This window comes from Paenibacillus wenxiniae (assembly GCF_039822605.1).
Lineage (GTDB): Bacteria > Bacillota > Bacilli > Paenibacillales > Paenibacillaceae > Saccharibacillus > Saccharibacillus wenxiniae.
Genome location: NZ_JBCGUH010000002.1, coordinates 543,922 through 566,928 on the forward strand (window position 1 = coordinate 543,922; position 23,007 = coordinate 566,928).

The 23,007-nt window shown below is 43.5% G+C and carries 20 protein-coding genes; 4 read left to right on the forward strand and 16 right to left on the reverse strand.

The features are described from left to right. Window positions 1-595: 595 nt before the first annotated feature. From AAHF22_RS05275 to AAHF22_RS05295, 5 genes are all read right to left on the reverse strand, one after another. Window positions 596-1,384, reverse strand: a complete 789-nt coding sequence (locus AAHF22_RS05275; RefSeq protein WP_347323917.1) for an IucA/IucC family C-terminal-domain containing protein — start codon at window positions 1,382-1,384, stop codon at window positions 596-598. Next, window positions 1,347-2,174: an ABC transporter ATP-binding protein gene (locus tag AAHF22_RS05280; protein ID WP_347323918.1), complete on the reverse strand. Its 828-nt coding sequence runs from the start codon at window positions 2,172-2,174 to the stop codon at window positions 1,347-1,349. The genes AAHF22_RS05275 and AAHF22_RS05280 overlap by 38 nt, the downstream gene beginning before the upstream one ends. Window positions 2,175-2,473: 299 nt before the next feature. Next, entirely contained in the window at window positions 2,474-3,517 is a 1,044-nt protein-coding gene (locus AAHF22_RS05285) for a FecCD family ABC transporter permease (RefSeq protein WP_347323919.1), read from the reverse strand. Next, entirely contained in the window at window positions 3,514-4,527 is a 1,014-nt protein-coding gene (locus AAHF22_RS05290; protein WP_347324114.1) for a FecCD family ABC transporter permease, read from the reverse strand. Before AAHF22_RS05290 ends, AAHF22_RS05285 begins: the two co-directional genes overlap by 4 nt. A 268-nt stretch (window positions 4,528-4,795) precedes the next feature. After that, window positions 4,796-5,776, reverse strand: coding sequence for an ABC transporter substrate-binding protein (locus AAHF22_RS05295; protein WP_347323920.1), 981 nt, complete (start codon window positions 5,774-5,776; stop codon window positions 4,796-4,798). Between the two features lie 398 nt (window positions 5,777-6,174). Here AAHF22_RS05295 and AAHF22_RS05300 point away from each other — a divergent pair, with 398 nt between their 5' ends. Beyond that, window positions 6,175-7,152, forward strand: coding sequence for an arsenic resistance protein (locus AAHF22_RS05300; RefSeq protein WP_347323921.1), 978 nt, complete (start codon window positions 6,175-6,177; stop codon window positions 7,150-7,152). Between the two features lie 369 nt (window positions 7,153-7,521). On the opposite strand, the gene AAHF22_RS05305 is transcribed toward AAHF22_RS05300, so the two are convergent. The 10 genes from AAHF22_RS05305 to AAHF22_RS05350 form a co-directional block, all read right to left on the reverse strand. Beyond that, window positions 7,522-8,142 (reverse strand): hypothetical protein, encoded by a 621-nt coding sequence (locus AAHF22_RS05305; RefSeq protein ID WP_347323922.1) that lies wholly within the window; start codon window positions 8,140-8,142, stop codon window positions 7,522-7,524. Next, on the reverse strand, window positions 8,135-9,925 hold the full coding sequence (locus AAHF22_RS05310) for a sensor histidine kinase (RefSeq protein ID WP_347323923.1): 1,791 nt from the start codon (window positions 9,923-9,925) through the stop codon (window positions 8,135-8,137). Before AAHF22_RS05310 ends, AAHF22_RS05305 begins: the two co-directional genes overlap by 8 nt. Window positions 9,926-9,947: 22 nt before the next feature. Then, window positions 9,948-10,634: a response regulator transcription factor gene (locus AAHF22_RS05315; RefSeq protein WP_347323924.1), complete on the reverse strand. Its 687-nt coding sequence runs from the start codon at window positions 10,632-10,634 to the stop codon at window positions 9,948-9,950. A 158-nt stretch (window positions 10,635-10,792) separates the two neighbouring features. Continuing rightward, window positions 10,793-11,278 carry a hypothetical protein gene (locus AAHF22_RS05320; protein WP_347323925.1) on the reverse strand — a complete coding sequence of 162 codons (486 nt, stop codon included), beginning with the start codon at window positions 11,276-11,278 and terminating at the stop codon, window positions 10,793-10,795. 427 nt (window positions 11,279-11,705) lie between these two features. After that, on the reverse strand, window positions 11,706-12,662 hold the full coding sequence (locus tag AAHF22_RS05325; RefSeq protein WP_347323926.1) for a hypothetical protein: 957 nt from the start codon (window positions 12,660-12,662) through the stop codon (window positions 11,706-11,708). Between the two features lie 656 nt (window positions 12,663-13,318). Then, window positions 13,319-13,594: a hypothetical protein gene (locus tag AAHF22_RS05330; protein ID WP_347323927.1), complete on the reverse strand. Its 276-nt coding sequence runs from the start codon at window positions 13,592-13,594 to the stop codon at window positions 13,319-13,321. A 41-nt stretch (window positions 13,595-13,635) separates the two neighbouring features. Continuing rightward, complete coding sequence (locus AAHF22_RS05335; protein WP_347323928.1) at window positions 13,636-14,385, reverse strand: SGNH/GDSL hydrolase family protein; 750 nt, start codon at window positions 14,383-14,385, stop codon at window positions 13,636-13,638. Between the two features lie 379 nt (window positions 14,386-14,764). Continuing rightward, on the reverse strand, window positions 14,765-15,892 hold the full coding sequence (locus AAHF22_RS05340; RefSeq protein WP_347323929.1) for a hypothetical protein: 1,128 nt from the start codon (window positions 15,890-15,892) through the stop codon (window positions 14,765-14,767). Next, window positions 15,889-17,355, reverse strand: a complete 1,467-nt coding sequence (locus AAHF22_RS05345; RefSeq protein ID WP_347323930.1) for an ATP-binding protein — start codon at window positions 17,353-17,355, stop codon at window positions 15,889-15,891. Before AAHF22_RS05345 ends, AAHF22_RS05340 begins: the two co-directional genes overlap by 4 nt. After that, a complete protein-coding gene (locus tag AAHF22_RS05350) occupies window positions 17,355-18,056 on the reverse strand; it encodes a response regulator transcription factor (RefSeq protein WP_347323931.1) in 702 nt (233 codons plus the stop codon). The genes AAHF22_RS05345 and AAHF22_RS05350 overlap by 1 nt, the downstream gene beginning before the upstream one ends. 311 nt (window positions 18,057-18,367) lie before the next feature. Between AAHF22_RS05350 and AAHF22_RS05355 the strand changes: the two genes are divergently transcribed. From AAHF22_RS05355 to AAHF22_RS05365, 3 genes are all read left to right on the forward strand, one after another. Continuing rightward, complete coding sequence (locus AAHF22_RS05355) at window positions 18,368-18,901, forward strand: sigma-70 family RNA polymerase sigma factor (protein WP_347323932.1); 534 nt, start codon at window positions 18,368-18,370, stop codon at window positions 18,899-18,901. Continuing rightward, on the forward strand, window positions 18,888-20,288 hold the full coding sequence (locus AAHF22_RS05360) for a DUF4179 domain-containing protein (protein ID WP_347323933.1): 1,401 nt from the start codon (window positions 18,888-18,890) through the stop codon (window positions 20,286-20,288). The genes AAHF22_RS05355 and AAHF22_RS05360 overlap by 14 nt, the downstream gene beginning before the upstream one ends. 787 nt (window positions 20,289-21,075) lie before the next feature. Then, window positions 21,076-21,567 (forward strand): hypothetical protein, encoded by a 492-nt coding sequence (locus AAHF22_RS05365; RefSeq protein WP_347323934.1) that lies wholly within the window; start codon window positions 21,076-21,078, stop codon window positions 21,565-21,567. Window positions 21,568-22,051: 484 nt separating this feature from the next. Here AAHF22_RS05365 and AAHF22_RS05370 read toward each other — a convergent pair whose 3' ends face one another. After that, complete coding sequence (locus AAHF22_RS05370) at window positions 22,052-22,924, reverse strand: amidohydrolase family protein (RefSeq protein WP_347323935.1); 873 nt, start codon at window positions 22,922-22,924, stop codon at window positions 22,052-22,054. Window positions 22,925-23,007: the final 83 nt, after the last annotated feature.

Below are 23,007 nucleotides of genomic sequence, written 5' to 3' on the forward strand. Positions count from 1 at the left end.
ACTTTTTAGGAAAAAAAGAGAAAATGATGGCGAACAATGAGAACAGTAGCGATACGAGGAAAGATAGAGGGTTTTGTTTGAAGTGTAAAAGAATAGCGAAGTAATGGGGAAAATAAAGGCAGCATAGTTGTGAACGAGATCATGATCTATAGCTGTTAGGACAGATGTAAAAGAAGTTCGTTCGCAATGTATTTCATATGAGTGCGAGATTTTAGTCGATCCGCTATTTGGTACACCATTATCTACATGATATAAATACACATGCAGAAACATACAACAAGAAAAGCAATGTCGTAGGACTTGCCCCATGCTGAAAATAGATGACGAATTATAATAAGTATATATTTAGTTTACATAATAATGTATATGTAAACTAAAATCGCAAACAGACGATACATTGTCCCATTTAAGCGAAAAGTACTACCTGAAATCTGAATCTGAATTAACATCTGACTACAGACTTCAATCTTTCAGATAGTACCTGTTTTCTTAAATGCTCGAACTTTCTCTTCTGAATTACGTCAATTCGAAGTATGCCAACTATGCTATAACAACTGCATAACGATCCATTAACCATACTCCGATCTACACACGTCTATCCATGCTTAAGCTTCGGACAGGTCGGACAATAATCATCTGGCTCATCTGCCGCCAAATAATAAAAGCAGCACGTTTTACGTACACGAATCGGCGTATTGGATACTGCGGTAACACGCTTAGGAGAATCGAATTTTTGTAAAGGATTGGTGCGCTGGGCAAATAAATGAGCAGGCGCATCCTGCACAAGATAACGGTAATCCGCTTCGATCTGCTGCCGTTCCTGCTCATCGGCACCTTCGGCAAATTGATTCTCATATAGCCAGTACACGTAGATCGCGGTATTCTCCCATAACACCGCCTGGCTAACGCCTGACATGTTCGACAATGCAGCCCATACCGTTGCTAGATTATCGGCAAACATACGCTGGATCACTTCGTCACGCCATTCATTGCGTTTTCCTTCGAGTGGGCAGCTAACCTCCCTATTTCCTAGCAGCACTTTAGGCAACCATGCTTCGCCCTGTATATGCGATTCCAGCGAGCTATTGTTTAAAGCTAGATCCATCCCTTTATTATAGCGAGACATCGCATACAATCCCGCCGCAATCGTTAAATACGCATAGCGCTTAGCAAACAAGGAGACGATCGCGGTCATCGAATCAGTTTCCCAAAAAGCGCCAACCTTTTGTAGAAATGGCATCGCCAGCTCTGGCTTTAGCAAATCGGTACAGTTGATCGATAGCTCACGGTGCTCTGAAGCGCAGGTAGCAAGGCGATAGCTTTGCGCTAGTACATCCAGTTCATGATCATCTAGCGATGTGATTAAAGCTCTGGTGTTGACCATGTACTTTCCTCCCCTTCCCATGCGGAATACATAATGGTGTACCAAATAGCGGATCGACTGAAATCTCGCATTCCATATGAAATACATTGCGAACGAGATCCTGATTAATAATATCTTCCGGCTTGCCCTGTGCGAAGATAGAACGATTGTGTACGGCGACGATATGATGCGCATAACGACATGCTAGATTCAGATCATGCAGCACCATTACAATCGTCCGTCCCTCCTGCTCGTTCAGTTCAAATAGGAGATCGAGGATTTCAATCTGATGCGTCATATCCAGATACGTTGTCGGTTCATCCAGCAGCAGCGTTTCTGTTCCTTGCGCAAGTGTCATGGCGATCCAGGCACGCTGACGCTGACCACCGGAAAGTGCATCGACCGGACGATCGGCCAGCGAGCTTAGATTGGTCGCATCCAGCGCACGCGTGACCATCTGTTCATCTTCACGTGACCACTGCTTAAGCCAACCTTGATGAGGATAGCGCCCCTGCCGCACTAGCTGATTGACCGTTAATCCCTCCGGAGCAGTAGGTCCCTGAGGCAAAATCGACATGCGACGGGATACTTCCTTTGTTGGCAACTGAGCGATATCCTGTCCATCTAGCAATACAGAGCCAGAGCGGGATTTGAGCAGTCTTGCCATCGTGCGCAGCAACGTCGATTTGCCACAGCCATTGCTGCCAATAAGCACGGTAATCTGCCCTGTAGGAATCGTAAGATTCAGATTTTCAATAACGGGTGCCTGTCCATACGTGACCGTAAGCTCTTTGGCTTGGAGTATACTCATCGGGCAACCTCCTTTATGTTTTCAAACGATATGATGCAGAGTAAGCTGAGACGTATATACTAATGTTGCGTACACAGATCTAGGACGTGTACGCAAACGGTTTTGCTAGAGCAGACACTACTTCATACTCCAGGACGGAATAAGGCGATGGACTATAGTCTGTGCAGCTTACACCTCTACGAGTTTACACACACCCTTTGATCAACGCAGATCATTTCGAGATGCACTTGCATAACAAAAGGATGATCTGTGCATATAAGCAACATCCTTCTATCTATTTATTTCATCATTCTATTTGTTCAAAATTGATTCCGATTACGGAACAGCAAATAGAGGAAGAACGGCGCCCCTACACCAGCCGTAAACACCCCTGCTGGCACATCCAGCGGCACAAATAACGTTCGTCCAATCAAGTCGGCAGCGAACACGAGCAAACCGCCGATTAGCCCTGACACAATCAACAAGCTGCCAAACATACGCCCTACAAGCCTGCGTGCAATATGCGGCGCCATCAATCCAGCAAAACCAATCGTGCCCGCGACCGAGACAGCAATTCCTGCCAGCAGCACACTGCATGCCAGCAGCAGAAACCGATGCTTTTGCACCGTAACGCCAAGTCCTGTTGCTAGATCATCGCCAAACTCCTGCGCATTCAGACTGCGTGCCAGAATGATCGCTGCTGGTAAAATAATGACTAACACCGGCCATATCGTATTCACATCAGTCCATGTTGCTCCATACACACTACCGGTGAGCCAAATATACGCCTGCCCGGCTGTATAAAATGGGCTAATAATCAGCATAAAAGTCGTACCTGCGCCTGTAATCGCCGATACGCCGATCCCGATCAGTACAAGCCGAATCGGCGTTACACCAGACTTCCATGACAGCATGTAAATGATCAATGCGGTTACCAGCGCTCCGGCTACAGCAAATAACGGCAATAGTTTAATACTAAGCGCGCCACCGAGCAATGTGACAAATCCGACCGCTGCTACAGCCGCACCGCCTGTAATCCCAATCACATCAGGCGAAGCAAGCGGATTGCGTATAATCCCTTGTAAAATAGCGCCTGACATTCCGAGCGCCATCCCTACCAGCATCGCCAGTAGTACACGTGGTAAACGTAACGTCAGCACAACAAAGTCAAAATCGCCATCATTCCAGCCTAAGATCGTGCGTAATACATCCAGCGGTGCAATATAATCACTGCCAAAGCCAGTACCTATAATTAAAGCTAGTACACTTACTAATGTCAGTACGCCAATAATGAGTAACGAACGCTTTTCCAAACGAAACGATACACGCTCGTTACGACTGCGAAATGTAATGATGCGTTTCACAGGCGAGTCACCCCCTTACGGGCGATATAGATGAAGAAAGGGCCACCAATCAGCGCTGTAACGACGCCTAGCGGCAACTCGGAAGGCATAATGACAAGACGCGCCGTCACATCTGCCAGCAGCAGCAAAATCGCACCGCCGAGCAAGCAATACGGAACTAACCACCGATAATCGTTACCCACGAGCGCGCGCATCAAGTGTGGAACGACAAGCCCGACCAATCCGACCGAACCTGCTACAGAGACAGCGCCACCAGCGAGCAATACAGTTACAAGACCCATGAGCAGCTTCACGACCAGCACATTCTGCCCCATTCCGCGAGCGATATCATCACCAGTGAGCAGTAGATTAATCGCTCTACCCATACTAAGCGCAATAATGACCGCAATTGCCATATACGGCAATACCGGATATAACATCTGAAGCGAACGCCCGCTCACCGAACCCGTCATCCAGAACAACACATCCTGTAGACCTGTTCCATCAAGTATAAGTACCGCCTGGGTAAATGATGAGAATAGCGCAGTCATCGCTGTACCAGCGAGTATAATTTTGATCGGCGTCAGTCCATCACGACCGATGGAGCCGAGCAGATACACAATCACAGCAGAGATCGCTGCACCTGCAAACCCAAACCACATCAATGTCGTTAACGAATCGATAGACAGTACGACAACCGCAATAACGATACAAAAGATCGCGCCGGCGTTGATGCCGAATACGCTCGGTGAAGCAAGCGGATTCCGCGTCAGCGCCTGCATCATCGCGCCAGCTATAGCGAGCACTGCACCAACAACTGCCGCAATAATCGTACGCGGCAAACGCTCTGTATGCAGAACGACATGTGCGACGGATTGCTGATCATAATGCGTGAATGCTTCAATCGCCACCGCAAACGTGATCGGTGTCCGTCCATAAATCATACTGGCAACAGCCGCCAGTACTACGATTAGTAGCAGCACCAGCAAGCCTGCCAATCTGCTTTTTCCTTGTCTGAACAGCGGAAACATAGACTCACTCTTTCTTCCATAATATCGATCTGAATTGTCCATTTGCATTTTGATCCAGGATCTAACTGTACGTTTTCCAAGTTAGAGGTCGTATAGGTTGATATGAAGTGCAAATCCAATCTATACCTGAACATTACACCATGATACACCACTTCTATTGCTGAGCAGTCAGCATATAAATGGATAAACAAGGCCCATCCGATCGACATCTAGCAGCATATTGCGCTTCCGACCGGATAGACCTTGCTATTCAACAATGAGATACTGCTTATTTCAATTTAAATTGTTTGTACAGATCATCCAGCAACAGATTGGCAGAAATGTATCCTCCACCCATGTTCCAGTTCACTTCATCCACCTGGTAGACCTGATTTTTCTTAACCGCATTCAGATTTGCCCATAGTGGACTGCTTGTCCAATCTTTGTACAGTTTATTAATAGCTGCCTGATCATCACCCGAATTAAAGTTAAAGATCATATCTGCATTCATATTTGGAATATTTTCCTTGGATGTCAGTTCGGTGCCCCATGTATCGGAATCCTGTCCAGCAGGACGGGTGAAACCCAGATCTTTCAAAATCAGACCTGCATAACCCATGTAATAGATACGAACCTGATCGGAACGGAAATTGGTAATGGTTGCTTCAATAGGAAGACGATCGCCCATTTTCGATTTGAAATCTGCTACACGAGCATCCCAATCTGAAAGCAATTTGTTGGCTTTATCCTGCTCGTTCAACGCTTCGCCAGCCACTTTCACCGTTTCTTTCCAGTCGTACAGCTTATCTGTCATGACGGTTGGCGCGATCTGAGACAACTGATCATAGATGTCTTCATGGCGAGTTTTCGTCGCAATGATCAGATCCGGCTTCAATTTATGTATTTCCTCCAGATTGGGTTGGGATTCCTGACCCACCTGCTGTACATCACCGAGGTCTTTTTTCAGATAATCATAGACCGGTTGTTGAACCCACGATTCTACAACGCCGACTGGCTTCACACCAAGAGCGACAACGACATCATTAGCTCCTTGATACAGTGTGACAACCCGTTTCGGCGTGCCTACAATTTTCGTTTCGCCCATTGCGTGTTTCACCGTGCGCGTGTTTGCAGAAGCGTCTGTATTGGTAGCCGATTGCCCGGAAGCATTGGCAGACTCATTGGAGTTACCGGATGCGCATCCTGCTAACACCATAATGATGAGCAGTAATGCAGAAGCTCCAAGCAATGATCTTTTAAATCTGTACATAGATTTCTTCCCCCTGTGACTTGTAATTGATATTGAATCTCATTATCGTTTGTAATTGTAGTAGAATTAGGGACTTTTTTCAAGCGCTTTATTTGATTGGTGAATCACAGTATCATTTGTTAATTCAACTTTTTGCATATTAAATATCGGAAATATTAACATAATAATTATTATGTTAATAAATAATAAACGAGTGTGAACTCCTATACTATTTGTTTAAGCAAGCTCTCCCCTTTTATTCCTGCTATATGATGCGACTATCGATCATGATAAAATCGAATATGTATGCATATGGATTGGCTAATAGAAATGAAATGGCTTTTTTGCGAATTTTTATCGAAATGGCATGCAATTGTGCCAGAATATTGAATGAAGAGTTAAAAGGAGTTCGATGCGCTATGTTAACAAGGGAGCAGATGGAGCAACATCAAGTTGGACTGTATATCATTATACTTATCGCAGCAGCCATTACAGGGTTATTCGCTAAGCAAATTGTGCCTATATTGAACCATCCTGCACTGCTTTCATCTATTATCGCTGTACTGATGTATGGCATGTTTACGCAGATTCCGTTTGCTTCCATTCGGCAATCATTCGTTAATGGGCGTTTTCTAACAGCAATTCTGATAGCCAATTACATTGCTGTTCCAGTCGTAGTATGGCTATTAAGTCATTTGCTTCCTCAGGAAATGCCTGTATTGCTTGGTGTATATATGGTGCTGCTTACGCCCTGTATTGATTATGTGATTGTATTTACCTATTTAGGGCGTGGAAATGAGAAGTTAATGCTGCTCAGCACCCCCCTATTGTTCATGACACAGATGATCTTACTTCCCTTGTATTTGTGGCTATTTCTTGGCCCGGAAGCAATGAAGATTGTAGATCCGCAGCCTTTTATCGAAGCATTCTTGATCATTATTGTGACTCCGCTCGTTGTAGCGATTGGTGTACAGTCGCTATCCAGGCGTTATCAGCCTTTTCAAATGGGACTTTCTTTCTCTGCCTGGCTACCTGTGCCATTGATGGCGTTAACATTATTTACAATTATATCCTCGCAAATTGGCAAATTAACCGCGCACTGGGATGTGATTTTAGCGGTAATCCCTGTGTATATTGCATTTATGCTCATTATGCCGTGGGTTGCGCGCTCGATTGCAGTCTGGTTTAAGCTGGATGTCGCTTCAGGCCGCACGCTGATCTTCAGTTCAGGTACACGCAATTCGCTCGTTGTGCTTCCACTTGCTTTAGCATTACCTGGCGAATGGAGCATGATCGTGGCCGCTATTATTGTTACGCAAACGATTGTAGAGATTGTAGGCGAACTAGTTTATATTAGGCTGGTGCCTGCTTTAATTTTACGAGATAGGCAAGGTTAGTCGGACAATTAGTACGAAATTGAAAGAGAATAGCAACTTGTATTAGTGATAGTCAGGTACATGCTTGGAGAAGTAATATAGATTGTTGGACAGGGTATACATCAAGGTGGTATTTTAATGGAAATGCTGTTTTTTCAGTTGGCATTTGGTGTATTGCATTGTAGTTTATTTTTATAAACATAATAAATATTATGTAAACTAATATTTTTATTAAAATTAAGCATTAGTGAATTGTTGATCAAAGTGTTGATTATTATGTAATGAACTATTAGCGCATATTAATGAAAATGGTCCAATCCGACATAGATATACTACAACTACAACTACAAAAAGTGCGACACCCTTCCAATCAGGATGACGCACTTTTTTTCATTTCAAAGTAAGTTTTTTCTCCCATTTTATCTCATGCTCAGCATCATTAACGAACGTAAACGCTACTGTACCCTGCTCCCCTTTTCGAGATTCAGGATAGGAAAAGCCTGAAAATTGTCCATCTCCACTAATGTAAAATGAACCGTCTTCCGGACCACCTGTACCGCCATTTTCAATCGCTTGTTTATACGTATTTACGATTTCTTTCCCTTTGCCCGTCCAACTCATCTTATCCAGACGATAGCCTTTGGGTAGATGTTGGATAGAGAAATTGAACATACCTGCATCTTCGATCGGCTTCTCCGTCTGGTCGATAATGATCAAAATATCGTTTGAATTAGCCGTTTGATCGTTCTCTGTCGCTCCATCAGCGGAGGATTCATTCGACGTATCGATGCCACCGACTTCATTACCGGTCGTTGTATCCGTCTCTCCCTGCTGCTGATTCATTGGCGACGAAGTTACGTCATTATTTTGTACCGTATCTGATGGACTGGACGTGTCGCTGGAAGTCGGTTGAGATGATGTAGCTGTGTTTGGCGCTTGGTTTCCACAACCGCTAATTAACACCCCACCCATTAATAACATGGATGCTACCGAACTATACATTTTATTCATTATTGTTCCTCATTTCTTGTGCGGCTTTCACTCGCTTCAATGTAAAATAAAAAGCGACACCGTTCTCTATGTTATTTACCCCATATCGACTCCCGTATAGTTCCAAAATATGCTTAACGATCGCCAGTCCTAGCCCTGTACCGCCAGTCTTGCGATCTCGTGAGCGCTCCGCCCGGTAAAATTGATCCCAGATTCGTTCCAGCTCCTGTGCCGGAATAGGATCACCTTCGTTTTCAATCCTAATCTCCACTTCGTTATCCTCAATTATTTGCCAATTGACAGTAATGATGCCACCTTCACGAGCATGACGAACAGCGTTACTGAGCAGATTGAGTAGCACCTGATCGATTCGTCTCGGATCTGCTGTCACCTCTAACGTTTTATCGCCAAACGTATGGACGCGTAGATTACGATGATCCAATTGAGGGGTAAAAGAATGCAGTAAAGCTTCAATATGCTGCACAATATCGATCGTTTCTTGTTTTAGCTTCACCGCTTTTACTTCAAAACGGGATAACTGTAGCATATCCATAATTAAGGCATTCATCCGGTCGGTTTCGGTTACAATTAGCTGAACATATCGTTCCCGCTTATCCGCTGCTACATCGTCCTGTAAGCCTTCTGCAAAGCCTTTTACAATGCCAAGCGGCGTCTTCAGCTCGTGCGAGATGTTAGCGATCAATTCCTTACGCAGTTCTTCTGCACGGATTTTCTCCTCCATCTCACGGCTGAGCGCTTCATTCGTCTCGGACAATTGGCGTAACGCCGTATCCAAATTATGGCGCAGCGTATCCAAATTACGAGACACCTCGCCAAATTCATCTGTTGAACGGATAGCCCCATGATCGACCGCTTGAAAATCCAGTCTTGCCATCCGTGCTGATGTACGACTTAACTGCAATAACGGTCTGGATAATAATCGGGAGTATATAAAGGAAAGCACTAGCAAAATAACGACAATGATCGGAGCTAGATAAACGTAATATCGTTGCAGCAAAGCCGCTGCTTCCCCTACCGGCTGCAACGAAGATAGAGACAGTACATAATTCATCCCACCGCCACTATCCTGTACAGGCATAATAATCATGGCATACGTCACGCCGCTCCAGTTATCAACCCATTCGGTCTCGATCGTTTGACCAGCTTTTAATAAACCAATAGCATCATTGTGATTCGTACTTACGTTATTACGCCAATCATTAAACGCTCCATCAATTAATGTACTCGTATAAAATGGACTCATGCTCATCTCCTGATCTTTTGGCAGTACCAAGTCGGTGATGTGTCCTTGAATACGAGTTAATCCTTGCTCCGGTGCGGGCGTTTGGGGTTGCAATAACGAAGGCTGCATGATCCTATCATCCTGATCCATATATATCCCGTCTGCCGTCAGTGTCGCGCCGATCTGTAAGTTCGGTGGAACATCCCCAATCGATGTTCCAAGTGAGGAAAATAACAGCGATACTTTGCGATCCTGCGTTTGAATCGTAATATAATAAGGGTCCAGACTACGCCGCTGTAAATCAGAATCGTAAATCGCCAGCGCAGCATGATTATCATTGCTAAATTGACCGAGCAGACGTGCCGATGACACTAGATTATCGCCTTGTTCAGCATATTGTTTAGCAAACGAGTGCATATTCTGCTCCAGATCATGCACTTTAACCGTTCGATAGAACTTTTCAAAAAACAGTCCCTGCCCTAGTAAAATGAAGGCGAATATGCCGATGGTAACGATTGATGTTATGATGAACAGCTTGAATACAATCCCTTTCGTTCTCATCGCTGCTCACCTCTTTGCAGGCTCATAAATCTACCTCAAACTTATACCCTGCACCGATCACCGTACGAATATGACGACCTTCATCTCCCAGCTTGGCGCGCAGCTTCTTAATATGCGTATCCACCGCACGCGGATCACCAAAATGGTCAATTCCCCAGACTCCATTTAAAATTTTGTCCCGATCTAGTACGGCACCATAATGACGGGTGAGCAGATCAAGCAGATTGTATTCTTTAGCGGTTAAATTCACCAGCTGATCGTTCACCTGTACCGTATAGGCACGCTTATTAATTTTCAGCGCGCCATCTCCATAGATGAATAGATCATTCTCGCGACCAAGCGTTCCCTGTGCCCGTTTAAGTAATCCAGTCGCTCGTGCAACAAGCACTTTAGGGCTGAATGGCTTGGTCACATACTCGTCTGCGCCTAATTCAAAGCCCATCACCTGATCATCGTCGTCCGTGCGCGCGGTAATAATAATGATCGGAATCGCCGATTGCTTGCGTATACGGCGACAAACCGACCATCCATCCACTTCCGGCATCATAATATCGAGCACGATCAGATCCAATTCATGCTGTTCAAATAGCTCTAATGCCTCACGCCCATTATTCGCCTCCAGTACATTCCAACCATCCTTTTTGAAATAGTCCGTCATAAATTCGCGCATTAATATATCATCTTCAACAAGTAAAATCGTTTTGTTCATTCTATATGCACTCCGTATCGGTCGGATTTAATATCCACTCCATGCTACCTATAGATGGAGATACTGTCAAAGTTGTACTCACTATCGACGCACTCTATGGATGGTGTGCACGGTATGGGCTGGAGACTGAATAGATCGGCTGCCTGTGCGTATATCGCTTATCGATTCACTGCATCCAGACCAAGCTTGCCATTCGATTGACTGAACCATAATTCACCATTACCAACCATAACACCCTTCCAGTTCACAAACAGATCTTCCTCAATCGCATAAGCGAGTGTACGTTTCACTTCCGGCGTCATAATAAAATCATATTTTGCGATAAAGCTCTTGGCATTTTTAATCGTGTACGTCTTTCCATTAGCGTTCACATTTAGCGGATAATGGACTCTGGAAGCAACCGCTGCCTTATTGCCTTTCATAACCGCTTGTTGGAAGTTGAAGAAGAATTGATGAAAAGCGTTAGCACTACTAATCCCGGCTACTTCGTATGGATTATTGTTTTGCTTGGACGCTGCCGCTATCGTTTGCTTATGGGTAGTCGATGCAGCAGCGGATACATTGTTTGTCTGAAGTGCCCACGGTGTAGCCAGTGCTGCACCTGTCAATGTGATGCTCATTAAAAGTTTGGATGTTTTGTTCATGATTAACGACCTCCTGTGTGGTTGGGTATGTATGTAGTATAAAATTGAGATGTGTAGATCAGGTGTAGATGAAGTGTAATTTTGCGAATAGTGCATTTGAATAAAATGTATGGTATTAGATGGAAAATGATACTTGAATAAAGCTTTACTTAGATGTAACTGAGGTTGTCATCCTATCGTTTAAAGCGCTAAAACAAAAACAGCGTATAATTATATAAATTATATAAATCAATGAGTTGTTATAGGTATTATAGTCAAAAAAATTATTGAATTAACTACAATTGATCCATTTTCTCTGCTCATCCTTAGAATATAAAACTAAATATGAAGCAAAAGAGCGAAAAGACTTTTTTAGATTAAAGTCTTTTCGCTCTTTTATCAATCACTCTATCCAACGCCCTATCCGATCTGTTGAAGCACACTCCATTCACTTCGATTCCGAGCAAATAATATAACGAAAGTTTTCCACCGCTTTCGCCATACCCACATCGATTCGATTAAGGTGATTGTAAAAGCTATACGGGAATTTGAATACATGCCCGAAATCCCAATCTTGAGGCGCATAATCGGTAGACCAATACTCCCGTTCCAACGGAAGCCATGATGAACGTGTTGCTTTGACGAGCGGTAGATGATCTATAGGAGAATTCAAACGTATAGTCGCATCCGCTTGAAGATCATGTGTAGCTCGGAGCGCCTTGATCAATTTGAATAGCGAAGGCATAGCTTGTTGTGCATACGAACTATATCCAAGATCGAACAATATATTTAAAGCGTGCGAAAAGGTCAACATATGCCCGATCAGATCATGATGAGCTTCGGCTCGGTAAATAGTACGGAACGATGCTAATTCATTTAATACAAACGATGATAACTGCTGCGCATTTGTAATTACAGGGAATCGATCACTCGCTTCAATCATTAATCGTTTGACTTCAGCTACCGAATAACCGAGCCACGATCTACCTGGAATGGTTCGTTTGAATGATTCAATTAACACGCAAATCCCTTGAATATCAGATTCTATTCCCCATCCATCCAGTTCACGAATCGCCTGTAAACTTAGTGCGGTATAGATTACGTTATGCCCGACCCAGTGCAGGTCATCCATAACCGACGATAATGATTGAAGAATAAGCTCCTCCGCTTGCTCCATCTGTATTTGCGTTGCCGAGTAAGGGGTGGTTGTATACGATTTCTCGACAAGCATCTTTTCGACCTGGAGCTGGATACAATTGACCGTATCTACAGCGAGCTTATTTTCTTCGGTAAAGAAGTAAGCTGCAATCGCCGCTGCTCCAAAATGCGCTTCCCAAATATCGCCAGTCACGCTTTTGCTATGGGCAATAATGCGAAGTCCGTTAGCAAGTATGTTCGTATCCATCGAAAACCTCCTTACGAATTGATGTGAAAGTGATAAGCGGGCTGGAAACGCGGAGATGCTGAACGAATCCATTGCATGGATACAGAATACGTTATATGAGCATAGCACTGATAATCGATAATGTTAAATGGGTGTTGGATGGCGATGATGACCATTCGTGATCGCTCGTACAATTGTAATTATCATCTGAGTTGGATTGCTGTGAAATGAATAGTGCGTGGAAGGCTTTAACTATGTTCATAATGAAAATTATAATAGGGATCAGTAGAGATCAGGACAATCCAATTCAGTCATCGATGTTGAGTTGGATTGCACTCATAGAATAGTAAAAATCATGCTAATTTTAGTGAGATAAGTGTATATAGAGAGTGATAATGTTCGTTTAAACCAAAAACAGCGTATAATTTATATTATACGCTGTTTTTATAACGATTATTTTAGCTTAAATATATCAATTCATCAGGCTTCTTTATGCCTCTAATGCCTTGACCCTATCCAATTTGAATTTTGATTGCACATTGGCATTTTCATCATCCAGGACTTGAAACGGATTTAAGATTAAAATTATTCTCGGCCAAGACAAAACGAATATTTCATCAAAATATCCCTGAAATCCATCCGCTTATTTTATAGCCACCATCCGCTATGTTTTAAACCTAAATACAACTCATCATACCGCCATCCATTATATAGGTTTGACTACCCCTCACCAAAGCTTTATATTCACTCCACGGCTGATCATCATTTCTTACTATAATCGACAGATCACCTGCCGGCATCGATATATGGTTACAAAGCGTTTGAGCTACCGCTTCGATTTCATTAAAGAAAAACTGCAAGTACCCTATGATCAATCCTGAAGCAAGTACACTTAGCAGGCCAATGATCCAGTATGTCTTTATCGCTTGTTCCACACATTTCTGTTCAGCCATGCCTATCTACTCCTCATCATGCTGCATTGAAGTGTTATATTTTATTCTTTCCCCAGCGCCGCAACCAGAAGCGAAGTGTAATACCGACTACCTGCTGGCTTCAAATGCACACCATCATTGTAAAAATAACGATCCTTACCTGCACTCGCCCCATACCAATCTACAATTTGCACATTCGGAAACTCCTGTCCTACCTGAGTGATCGTCGTATTAACTGTATCTTCCCATGCTTCAGGCACGCGCGTTGTGACCAGCAATACTCGTTTGACACCGGACAAAGATTGCAGTACACTTCGCAATTGCTCCGGACTAAAAGGACCATTGTTGCCGAGTTCCACAATGACATAGTCACCCAGTTTGCCCATAGCAGTGAGCTTATTGATTTCTTCTGTCGCTTGCGACATTTGGCGACCTACTTTACCATCAATCGTCATCTGAGGCAGCTTTTCCTGCAAATAAGGCGCAATTCCAACCGTTACCGAATCACCGATCATTGTAACGCCTGCACCACCGGCAATTGTGTTGGAACTTTCTGCATTCGTGCTTGAAATCGCCTTAGTAGATTCAACAGAGTGACCATTCTCAGTATCGAGTGATGGCGATGATTCTGATGATGGAGGTGGCGAATCGATCCGCGCAGCATCCGCATTATAAACGATGGCAGTGTCACCCACTGTTTGTTGCCGCTCCTTTTGTATCATGACACCAAACAACCATATCACCGCTGCTGAAATAGTTAACGCTGTAATCACCCATGCCAATTTCGCCGCCCATGCATTCTTTCTATTCATTCGTATCTATCCTTTGCTATGTGTAGTATGATTCCTGATGCTTTTCATTATGAACTACAGTTGTCGCCAAAGTTTGATGAACTTGTAAACAAGTTGTCACAACAGAGCGAAATTGAACAAACCGCATTGTGGCATCATGCGCCAGAATGCGGTTTGTTTGTCTATCATCTCTCGTTCATATAAGATTCGTTCGCCTATACCTATTGGTCTATAGTACGAGTTACTAGTTCATCATTCACAGCCAGTTCATTATTCACAAAGAGACACTGGAATTGAGAATAGTCTAACACAGCCAGTCATCTGTATACTTGTTTGCATAAAACGATAAGGGGATTTTTACCGTCTCACGCCTCTGCTATTTTACCGTCTTATGCCTTCACTATTCCAGCGCAACAATTAATGCCTCTTCACTGTAATTAGTCGTCGAGGAGCTTTGTGTCGCATCCCACGGTTTTGCACCTTGAATGAGCAGACTTTTACCATCCTCATTCCACATTAATAGATAGGCTGTAATGCCGCGATAGACAGGTTCTTGATGCAGTACGTTTCGGCCCTGAATCTTGCCTACATAGATGACATTTTGATCTTGTAGCGATGTATATGCAATGCTCTTACGATCATTTGAGAACGAAAAATTAAGCACATGATCCAAAATGACGGATAATTCACCATTTCGCCGATCATACTCGTATAACGAGCCATCTACGCCAGGGAACACAAATTGATCGTTATTCATCCAACTAACATCATTGCCACCGATCTCGCGTTCATATTGAACCTCCAGCGTCTTACCAGACACCTCTACCATCGTAACTAATTTTTTCTGCTGACGCTTCCCTTGATAAGATTGCAGCAACACACTTGTACCATTGTTAGCAATATCGACATGGATGACGACATCGCCTTCTGTTGCTTGAAAAACTCGTAGCGGATAACTGCTATCCGTTCCCGTAGACATGTTGTAAATATGCAGCGTGTTCGGGTTTTGATTTGAAGATTCGTTGACAAGATAACTGATATATTTGCTATTCGCTGACCACGATATATTTTGAATATAAGATGTAGCATCATCCCATTTATTAAGGACTGTCTTTTTCCCATCTGCTAAAGAAACGAGCTGCACAACGGTTTGATTAGTAGAAGAAGATATTTCACAAATGGTTTTCCCATCTGGCGCCAGAAACGTATCATAGCTGGCACGATCAATCGTACCGATATCTTTGCTTTTTTCATACGGATAAGGCAATTGCTGTAGACTTACTTTTTGGCTTGAATTAAAAGTAGCAATTACCGCATGATCGGCAGACCAACCGAGTATGCGCCCAACATTAGAAAAACGATCGGGCAAACGATAGATTTTTTTGACGTGGATTGGTTTGGAGCTTGCGTGATCCACAGGTGATGGATTCGTATCCGGGATAATTACCGTCTCCGTTACAGGCGCACTGCTGCAAGCCGATAGCAGTAACATGATGAGCAGCAATACCAATAGATTTGTATACTTCATGATCGATTCTCCATTTCCACTTCGGTCAATGCGATTAATTGCACGGTCACAATAGTTTGACTGTGCTCATTAGCAATATCGATCGTCCCGTTCATCTGCTGTACGATCGATTTGACAATGCTCAAACCGAGTCCCACACTGCCTTCCTCCGTATCGACAGCATGTACAAAATAGAACGGTTGAAATAAACGGGAGACGTAGTCGCTATCGATCGGATCACTCGGATTACTAAACACAAACTGAATGCGATCCTCCACTCGTTCCCCTCTAACCGAGACGACAGAGCCTGGTAAACTATGCTTGATCGCATTATCAATCAAATTGATGAATAGCTGTCTCACACTATCAGGATCACCTAGCACGATCAGTCCGTCAGCAAGATTATATTGAATCTGCTTGTGATATCGCTGTGCTCGCAGCGTCATCGATTCACAGACATCTCGTAAAATTGCCCCTGTATCTACGATTTGCCACTCCTGTGTGACATGATTGCTGCGTGATACTTCCAACAATTTCAACACCATACTGTGCAGTCGCCGACTTTCTTCAATAATATGATTCATCCCTTTATCGAAAAATATCGGATCTTTCTCTCCGTTGGTACGAATAATTTCGGCATAGCCCAGAATAGAAGTCAACGGTGTTTTTAATTCATGTGTAATATTATCGAAAAAGAGCTTTTCCTGCTCGTGGAGTTGCTTGAGATGATCTCGATCTTTTTCGATAATGTCGATCTGGCGACTAATTTGCCCGATCATATCGTTAAAATTGTCTGCCAACCGACCAATTTCATCTTTTCGTTTGAAATGTAGACGAATGCCAAGATTGCCCTTCTTTACTTCATTGGATGCCTTTGTTAGCTGAACGAGCGGAATCGTAATATGCCGGGATAAAATATACGAAAATAAAAAGGCAGCTGCAAAAATGGCGAGTGCGATGTACAGCGTAATCTGGAGCACCTGTTCAGTCTGCTGGTATAACGAACTAAAATCTTTGTGGAAGCGTAAAATCCCAACTTTCGCTCCATCGACAATGACGGGATAAGAAAATAACACCGTTGTACGTTTACCATTGTATGTGATGCTATAAGCGGTATTGCCTTGAATCGCCTGCTGAAGATCGCTTTCCTTATCGGTTGGAAATGCTGAACGATCTGGAGTGTACAATAGCTTACCCGCCAGATTGTAAATACCTACACTGCTATCTGTCATTCGATTCAAATCAACAGCAATTCCCTTCGCTATTTCTCCAAAATACAACTGGTTATTGCTATAGTGATTAATTAAAAAAGCTTGATATACGTATCCGCTGCTGTTGTTTTTCAATCCTTCGAGTTCATCGGTTACGAGACTCTGGTTGCTGCTGCGGATAAACTCCTTTACCGTCTGATTAAGCACGACGAAAGAAAGCGAGAAAATTAAAAAGAAGCCGATCAGAAACTTGATACTAATTTTGCGTATCATCATGTTCCACCTGTCTTCTGAAACTTATAACCGATGCCAAATACCGTTGTAATGCAGTCATTCGCATCCAGCTTTTTGCGAAGTCGCTGGATATGTGTATCAACTGTGCGTGTATCACCTGCAAAATGATAACCCCATACCAGATCGAGTAGCTCGGAGCGTGTGAACGTTTTGCCTTGATTTTTGATCAGCATCAGCAGCAGATCGTATTCTTTCGGTGTTAATTCTACGGACTGTCCATCGCTTGTAACGAGACGTTCCGTTTCTGTAATTTCCAGATGCCGATACTGAATCACATCATCAAGCGGCTGCTCTACACTTAGCTTGGCCGCCTGTTCAATTCTACGTAAAATGGTACGAATTCGAGCAACCACTTCACGCAAATCAAATGGTTTTGTAATATAATCGTCAGCCCCAAATTCAAGACCGAGAATTTTATCGGTAATATCCGATTTGGCGGTAATCATCATGATCGGAATATTATAGTGAGCGGTTACTTGTTTACAAATGTCCAGACCACTTCCATCCGGCAGCATCCAATCGAGCAGCAATAGATCAGGCTGAAATGCTTGTAGTTCGCTCATTCCAGCAGCTCTGCTGGATGCTGTGCGCGTCTGGAATCCCTCCATCGCGAGTCCATAAGAGAGAAGATCAGCAATGGGAGTATCATCTTCAATAATTAATACTTTAGCTTTGTTCATTACATATCCTCGCTTCATATATCATTCTAGTTTGTCGTAGACCGTTCTTTATCGTAATGTTTTCTTTCACTACAGGCAAATGTAGCCTGAATGTTGCGATATCGATCCCAAGCGCTTCTATTCACTTGCCAAAATTCAGGTGAAGCCATATATTGAGCTAACGTCTGTACATCTATATTAAAAGAACGACACTATAAAAATTATACATTGCTGTAACCTTTCCTCTACTTAAACGATCTAATCTAACGATTTTCAATAAAACTGCAACGATTCCACATGAATTCTACAGGACAAAGAAGGTGAACGAGCAATTGGACATACAACAGCAAGTACAACAAGCACAGAGTGGTGATCATCATGCTTTTGTTGAATTGATGAAGCATATGGAAGCGCGTCTGTATCGAATCGCCTTGGCCATCGTGAAGAAGAAGGAAGATATCGTCGATGCGATGCAGGAAACGATCATTAAAGCATACGAATCGCTATCTACACTGCGCGAAACAGCATTTTTCGAAACATGGGTTATTCGCATATTGATTAATGAATGCAATGCGATTTGGCGTAAACGGCAGCGAGTCATTCCGTTTGCCGAGATTCGCCCAGCGTCAGCCGTTAGCTCTGCTTACGAAGCAGTCGATATCCGTCAGCTGGTCGATCAACTGGAAGAAGATAAGCGTCAACTGATCATTTTGCATTATTTTCAAGATATTCCGTTAAAACAGGTTGCAGATATGATGAACATATCCGAAGGCACGGCTAAAACAAGACTGCACCGCACGCGAAAACTGTTATCCTGCTGGCTGGAAGATCACGAGGAAGGAGGTCGTACCTATGAGCACAAATAACACAGATCGATTAGAACGTATGCTGAAGCAGATCGGGCAGAACGAGTCGGTAGAACAAGATCAGCAGCAAGCTCCTTCGGATATACAAGCAGAACTTCAAGCTATATATGAGGCGATCGAACAGGGGCAACCAGCAGCGCATATTAGAGACAGGTTCACTCGCAGTCAGGAGCAGCAAGCATACAAAGACAAAGTGTATACAGTAGACGAGCGATATACCGCATTAGAAAAAGAAAAGCCCGATGTAGACGCAGTAGCAACACCAACAGAGAACATAACGACTACCGCAACGCCGGGTACGATGACAGCTCATCCCATCCGTCGACGTCATCAGCGCATGATCCGTTACGGCATTACCGCTGCTGCGATTATGATCATCGGCGCTGGCAGTGTGATCGGTTCGGCATTCTTCTCAGCAGATATGGCGCGTACATTAAAGCAGCTACCTGGAACTAGCCAATTGTATCAACTCACTTCACAATGGGGATGGCAAACAGCGGATGAGCAAGAAAATATACAGCTCCAGCCTAGCATTGAACAAAATGGGATTAAACTCACGTTGCGCTCCCTCCTGTATGATGGCAAGAAAGTAAATATCGAGCTAGAGCAGCAGACGCCCAAGCAGCATGCTATACAGCAGGTTGAAATTTATACAAATGGTCGACAACTATCATCGACAGATAACGAAGTGAATAGTAATCAACAGCAAGATGCCAGCACAACGATCTATAGCCTGCAACGTGAACTACAAGCTGCTCCACTGATGGGCCTATCGGATACAGAGCTTGCCGACCGGTTTGGGCAATTGCTGGAAGTTCCTACATCTGCATTACCGCAGCAAGTAGATTTGCAGATCCACATCACACTGCAAGGAATGACCGACAAGCCGTTCGTTTATCATGTCCATGCCAAGCAAAACGCATTGCCGAATTACAGCTTAACTAACACTGTCCGAACTCCGGAAGGCATCGGTTTTCATGGAGCAGTAGTGCAGGCTACTCCGGTGGCGACGTATATTGACCTGACGACTTCCTACTCCAAACTATGGAAAAAGTGGAGTGAGCAGTACAATTTAAATCATGGATATTATCCACTCGGTTTAACGTATACATTAACCGATTCTAACGATCGAATTTATCGTACAACATCGAATTCTGGTAGAGATCCACATACGTTTTTGGAGTTTGAACCTATTATCGGGCAACCGGCTGAGCTGATCGTCACACCGTGGAGTTTTAATGAAGAGCCGATTCAAAATCAGCGTCCTATTCAGATTTTTACTGGGAAAGGTTCTAATTTACCGTTAACTCTGGATATGGGCACAACTGGCAAAGTCACCTTATTAGCCGTCGATTCCACATCGGATCAGTATCTTTTACGTATTTAACCAGAAAAAGCTTATCAAACGTATACGACAGCTGCTTCCTTCTGGTATGGCGCACCCGGTCAACAATACGGGACATACTCATCCAATCTGCTTCCAGATCCCCATCATGAAGGGCAACTTCTAATTACATTTGATAAACGAAAATTAAAACCCGGGGCTACGTTGCATTATTCAGTGAATAAAGTGACGTATCGAGATCCGCTTTATTTGAAAAGGACGAATCAGCCTTAAAGCTAGAGCATATATAACGATTCACGCAAATTAGCATGATCAATGAGCGATGTCAAAATTTATGCAAAGTAAGGAACAGTAAGGAACAAAGTTAGTACGCGGACGAAGTGGAATGCCCTCTTTTCATTGAGCGATTTTCCAGAGAACAGAGATCAGGATGAATAGTGGCAAGGCAATGGGATAATACGATGTATAACGTGTACTATAGTAGTATTCATTTACTCCTGTACGCTAATCCAGCCGTTATCCAGATACGATCCATGTTAGATCGTTCCATACACAAACTTTACAAACTACAAGCTTTATAAACTCGAATCATAGTAACATCATAGTAATGAAAAGGAACAGCCCTCACCTGGAGCTGTTCCTTTTGTTATGCCTTCTACATCTCCAGATGGAGAAACCGTCTTTACGCTGCTATATTGTTCATTCAAGTTCAATCCCGCTATGGAGGTGCGGCATCTCTCCATTTCTTATAATAAAGACAGAAGCCAACACAATCGACAACGAACGATATATTACATAAATACATTCACTTGAAAAGGAAGATGCCGTTATGTTTACCCACAATATAAATCTATTCGTGATTGCCCTCATTGTGATCTGGATCGTCAGCCGCCAGCTACGTCCACGTAAAATCAAGAAAATCTCATTATTCCTGCTACCAGCTATCGCTTTATACGAAGCTTCACAAAATTTACCGCAAACGAGCTTACCGATGTATCAAATTATTGAATTTCTTTTCATGGCTGGTGTCGCTATGCTTGGGGGGATCGTGCAAGCGAAGTATACACGCGTATTCTGGTCAGGCGATCAGCTGTATATGCAGGGGAATAAAACTACACTATGCGCCTGGATTTTATTAATTGCTGTTCGTTATGGCATTAACTTTGCATTTCACGCTTTATTCGCTCCACCCGGTTCGCAACTAACGGTCATATGGATATTGTGGGTAGGGGTAGCGATTATGTTCGGTACGCGCAATGTGTTGCTATATCGGAAATGGCCAGAGATGCGGGAGATGGTACGAGGACAAAGACAGGTATAAGTGTCAGGATGTTGGATTAGATATTAGGGATGAACAGCGGTAAGCGAGCGGTTTACGCCGCTCGTTTGCCTGTTAAAGCATCATGAGATAGCATAGCTTGATGACTCGGTTCCAAAATCAGACCTTAACTATAATTTGCATCCAAAAAATAAGTAAAGCACAAGGTTATTATAGTGCTCCCTTTACATTATAGTATGTATATTCCTAAATGTAGATCACTAGATGTACATCAATCCACGTTTACAAAGCTTATTTATACTGTCATCTTAAAAAAGCGCTGCAAGCAGAATATAATATCTGCTTGCAGCGCTTTTTTTAAGATTTAGCACAAACTTGTAGTGAATACTCTGTACTGCTTTATTTACTGCTTACTGAGTTACTCGAACTACTTGAATGATTTGAATTACTTACTTTACATCGTCTTACGTGCTGAATGTCTTTTAGTTTACTGCTAGTTGTCTTCACTACTACACAACCACTATGTTTACTCCCCCTGCTGCTCCATCCACTCCCGCAAACGCGGAAACACCTTCAGCGCATTGCTATAAAACACTTCTTCCCAATGCTGTTCTGGAATCAGATGCTTGATAAATCCGATCCACGCATCCAGTGGAACGAGCGGCCAATCCGTGCCGAATAACAACCGATCATATTTTTCCGAAAATACAATCGCACGCTTAAAATGATCGACATAGGTCTGTTCACCTATCAAGCGCTGTACTTTAGCGCCATCGCCTACGATCCAGCCGGACAGATCCGCGTATAGATTCGGATTCTTTTCCAGCATCGCTGAAGCATCCAGCACCCACGGATCACCTAGATGGCAGAGCATAAACGTGATATCGCGATGCTTCACGAATGTCTCCTCCATTGCCAGCGGATGCGAATATTTGAGCAGTCCCTGATCCGCATACGTTAAGCCGCCATGAATAACGACAGGCAGATCATAACGACGCGCCAGTTCATATACGGGATCATAGATCGGATCGCCCACATCATAGTGATAATAACCAGCATATAGTTTAAAGCCAACGACATGTGGATCGGACAGCGACTGTTCTACTGCTTGAATTTGACCCGGTTCATGCAGTGTCTCTGGATTAATACCGACACAGGTGAACAGATGATCCGGCATGCGATCGTTCAGATCGAGTAGCATCGGATTCGCTGCCTTCTTATCAGGGAAAGCGCCGGCTATCGTCTCGGTTACTCCCATGCCAACAGCAGCAACGACATGAGAAGCAGCACATTCAGCCAGCAATCCATCGGTCGTATAATCGATCGAAGCGAGCGTGCGTGCCGTATCGTGAAAAGCTTCAATTTCCGAAAAGTGAATATGGGCATCGATAATTTTCATGTCCGGCTCCTTTCCAGTATGGGTGGTATGGGTGGAATGATGTCAAATTGTTGTCTACCTGCCCTGTATGTTACGTGCTTGTA

Bases quoted from the DNA above. Each gene is read 5' to 3' on its own strand.
- AAHF22_RS05275 (WP_347323917.1), bottom strand. From the start codon at position 1,384: ATGGTCAACACCAGAGCTTTAATCACATCGCTAGATGATCATGAACTG.
- AAHF22_RS05280 (WP_347323918.1), bottom strand. From the start codon at position 2,174: ATGAGTATACTCCAAGCCAAAGAGCTTACGGTCACGTATGGACAGGCA.
- AAHF22_RS05290 (WP_347324114.1), bottom strand. From the start codon at position 4,527: ATGTTTCCGCTGTTCAGACAAGGAAAAAGCAGATTGGCAGGCTTGCTG.
- AAHF22_RS05295 (WP_347323920.1), bottom strand. From the start codon at position 5,776: ATGTACAGATTTAAAAGATCATTGCTTGGAGCTTCTGCATTACTGCTC.
- AAHF22_RS05300 (WP_347323921.1), top strand. From the start codon at position 6,175: ATGTTAACAAGGGAGCAGATGGAGCAACATCAAGTTGGACTGTATATC.
- AAHF22_RS05305 (WP_347323922.1), bottom strand. From the start codon at position 8,142: ATGAATAAAATGTATAGTTCGGTAGCATCCATGTTATTAATGGGTGGG.
- AAHF22_RS05310 (WP_347323923.1), bottom strand. From the start codon at position 9,925: ATGAGAACGAAAGGGATTGTATTCAAGCTGTTCATCATAACATCAATC.
- AAHF22_RS05315 (WP_347323924.1), bottom strand. From the start codon at position 10,634: ATGAACAAAACGATTTTACTTGTTGAAGATGATATATTAATGCGCGAA.
- AAHF22_RS05320 (WP_347323925.1), bottom strand. From the start codon at position 11,278: ATGAACAAAACATCCAAACTTTTAATGAGCATCACATTGACAGGTGCA.
- AAHF22_RS05325 (WP_347323926.1), bottom strand. From the start codon at position 12,662: ATGGATACGAACATACTTGCTAACGGACTTCGCATTATTGCCCATAGC.
- AAHF22_RS05330 (WP_347323927.1), bottom strand. From the start codon at position 13,594: ATGGCTGAACAGAAATGTGTGGAACAAGCGATAAAGACATACTGGATC.
- AAHF22_RS05335 (WP_347323928.1), bottom strand. From the start codon at position 14,385: ATGAATAGAAAGAATGCATGGGCGGCGAAATTGGCATGGGTGATTACA.
- AAHF22_RS05340 (WP_347323929.1), bottom strand. From the start codon at position 15,892: ATGAAGTATACAAATCTATTGGTATTGCTGCTCATCATGTTACTGCTA.
- AAHF22_RS05345 (WP_347323930.1), bottom strand. From the start codon at position 17,355: ATGATACGCAAAATTAGTATCAAGTTTCTGATCGGCTTCTTTTTAATT.
- AAHF22_RS05350 (WP_347323931.1), bottom strand. From the start codon at position 18,056: ATGAACAAAGCTAAAGTATTAATTATTGAAGATGATACTCCCATTGCT.
- AAHF22_RS05360 (WP_347323933.1), top strand. From the start codon at position 18,888: ATGAGCACAAATAACACAGATCGATTAGAACGTATGCTGAAGCAGATC.
- AAHF22_RS05365 (WP_347323934.1), top strand. From the start codon at position 21,076: ATGTTTACCCACAATATAAATCTATTCGTGATTGCCCTCATTGTGATC.
- AAHF22_RS05370 (WP_347323935.1), bottom strand. From the start codon at position 22,924: ATGAAAATTATCGATGCCCATATTCACTTTTCGGAAATTGAAGCTTTT.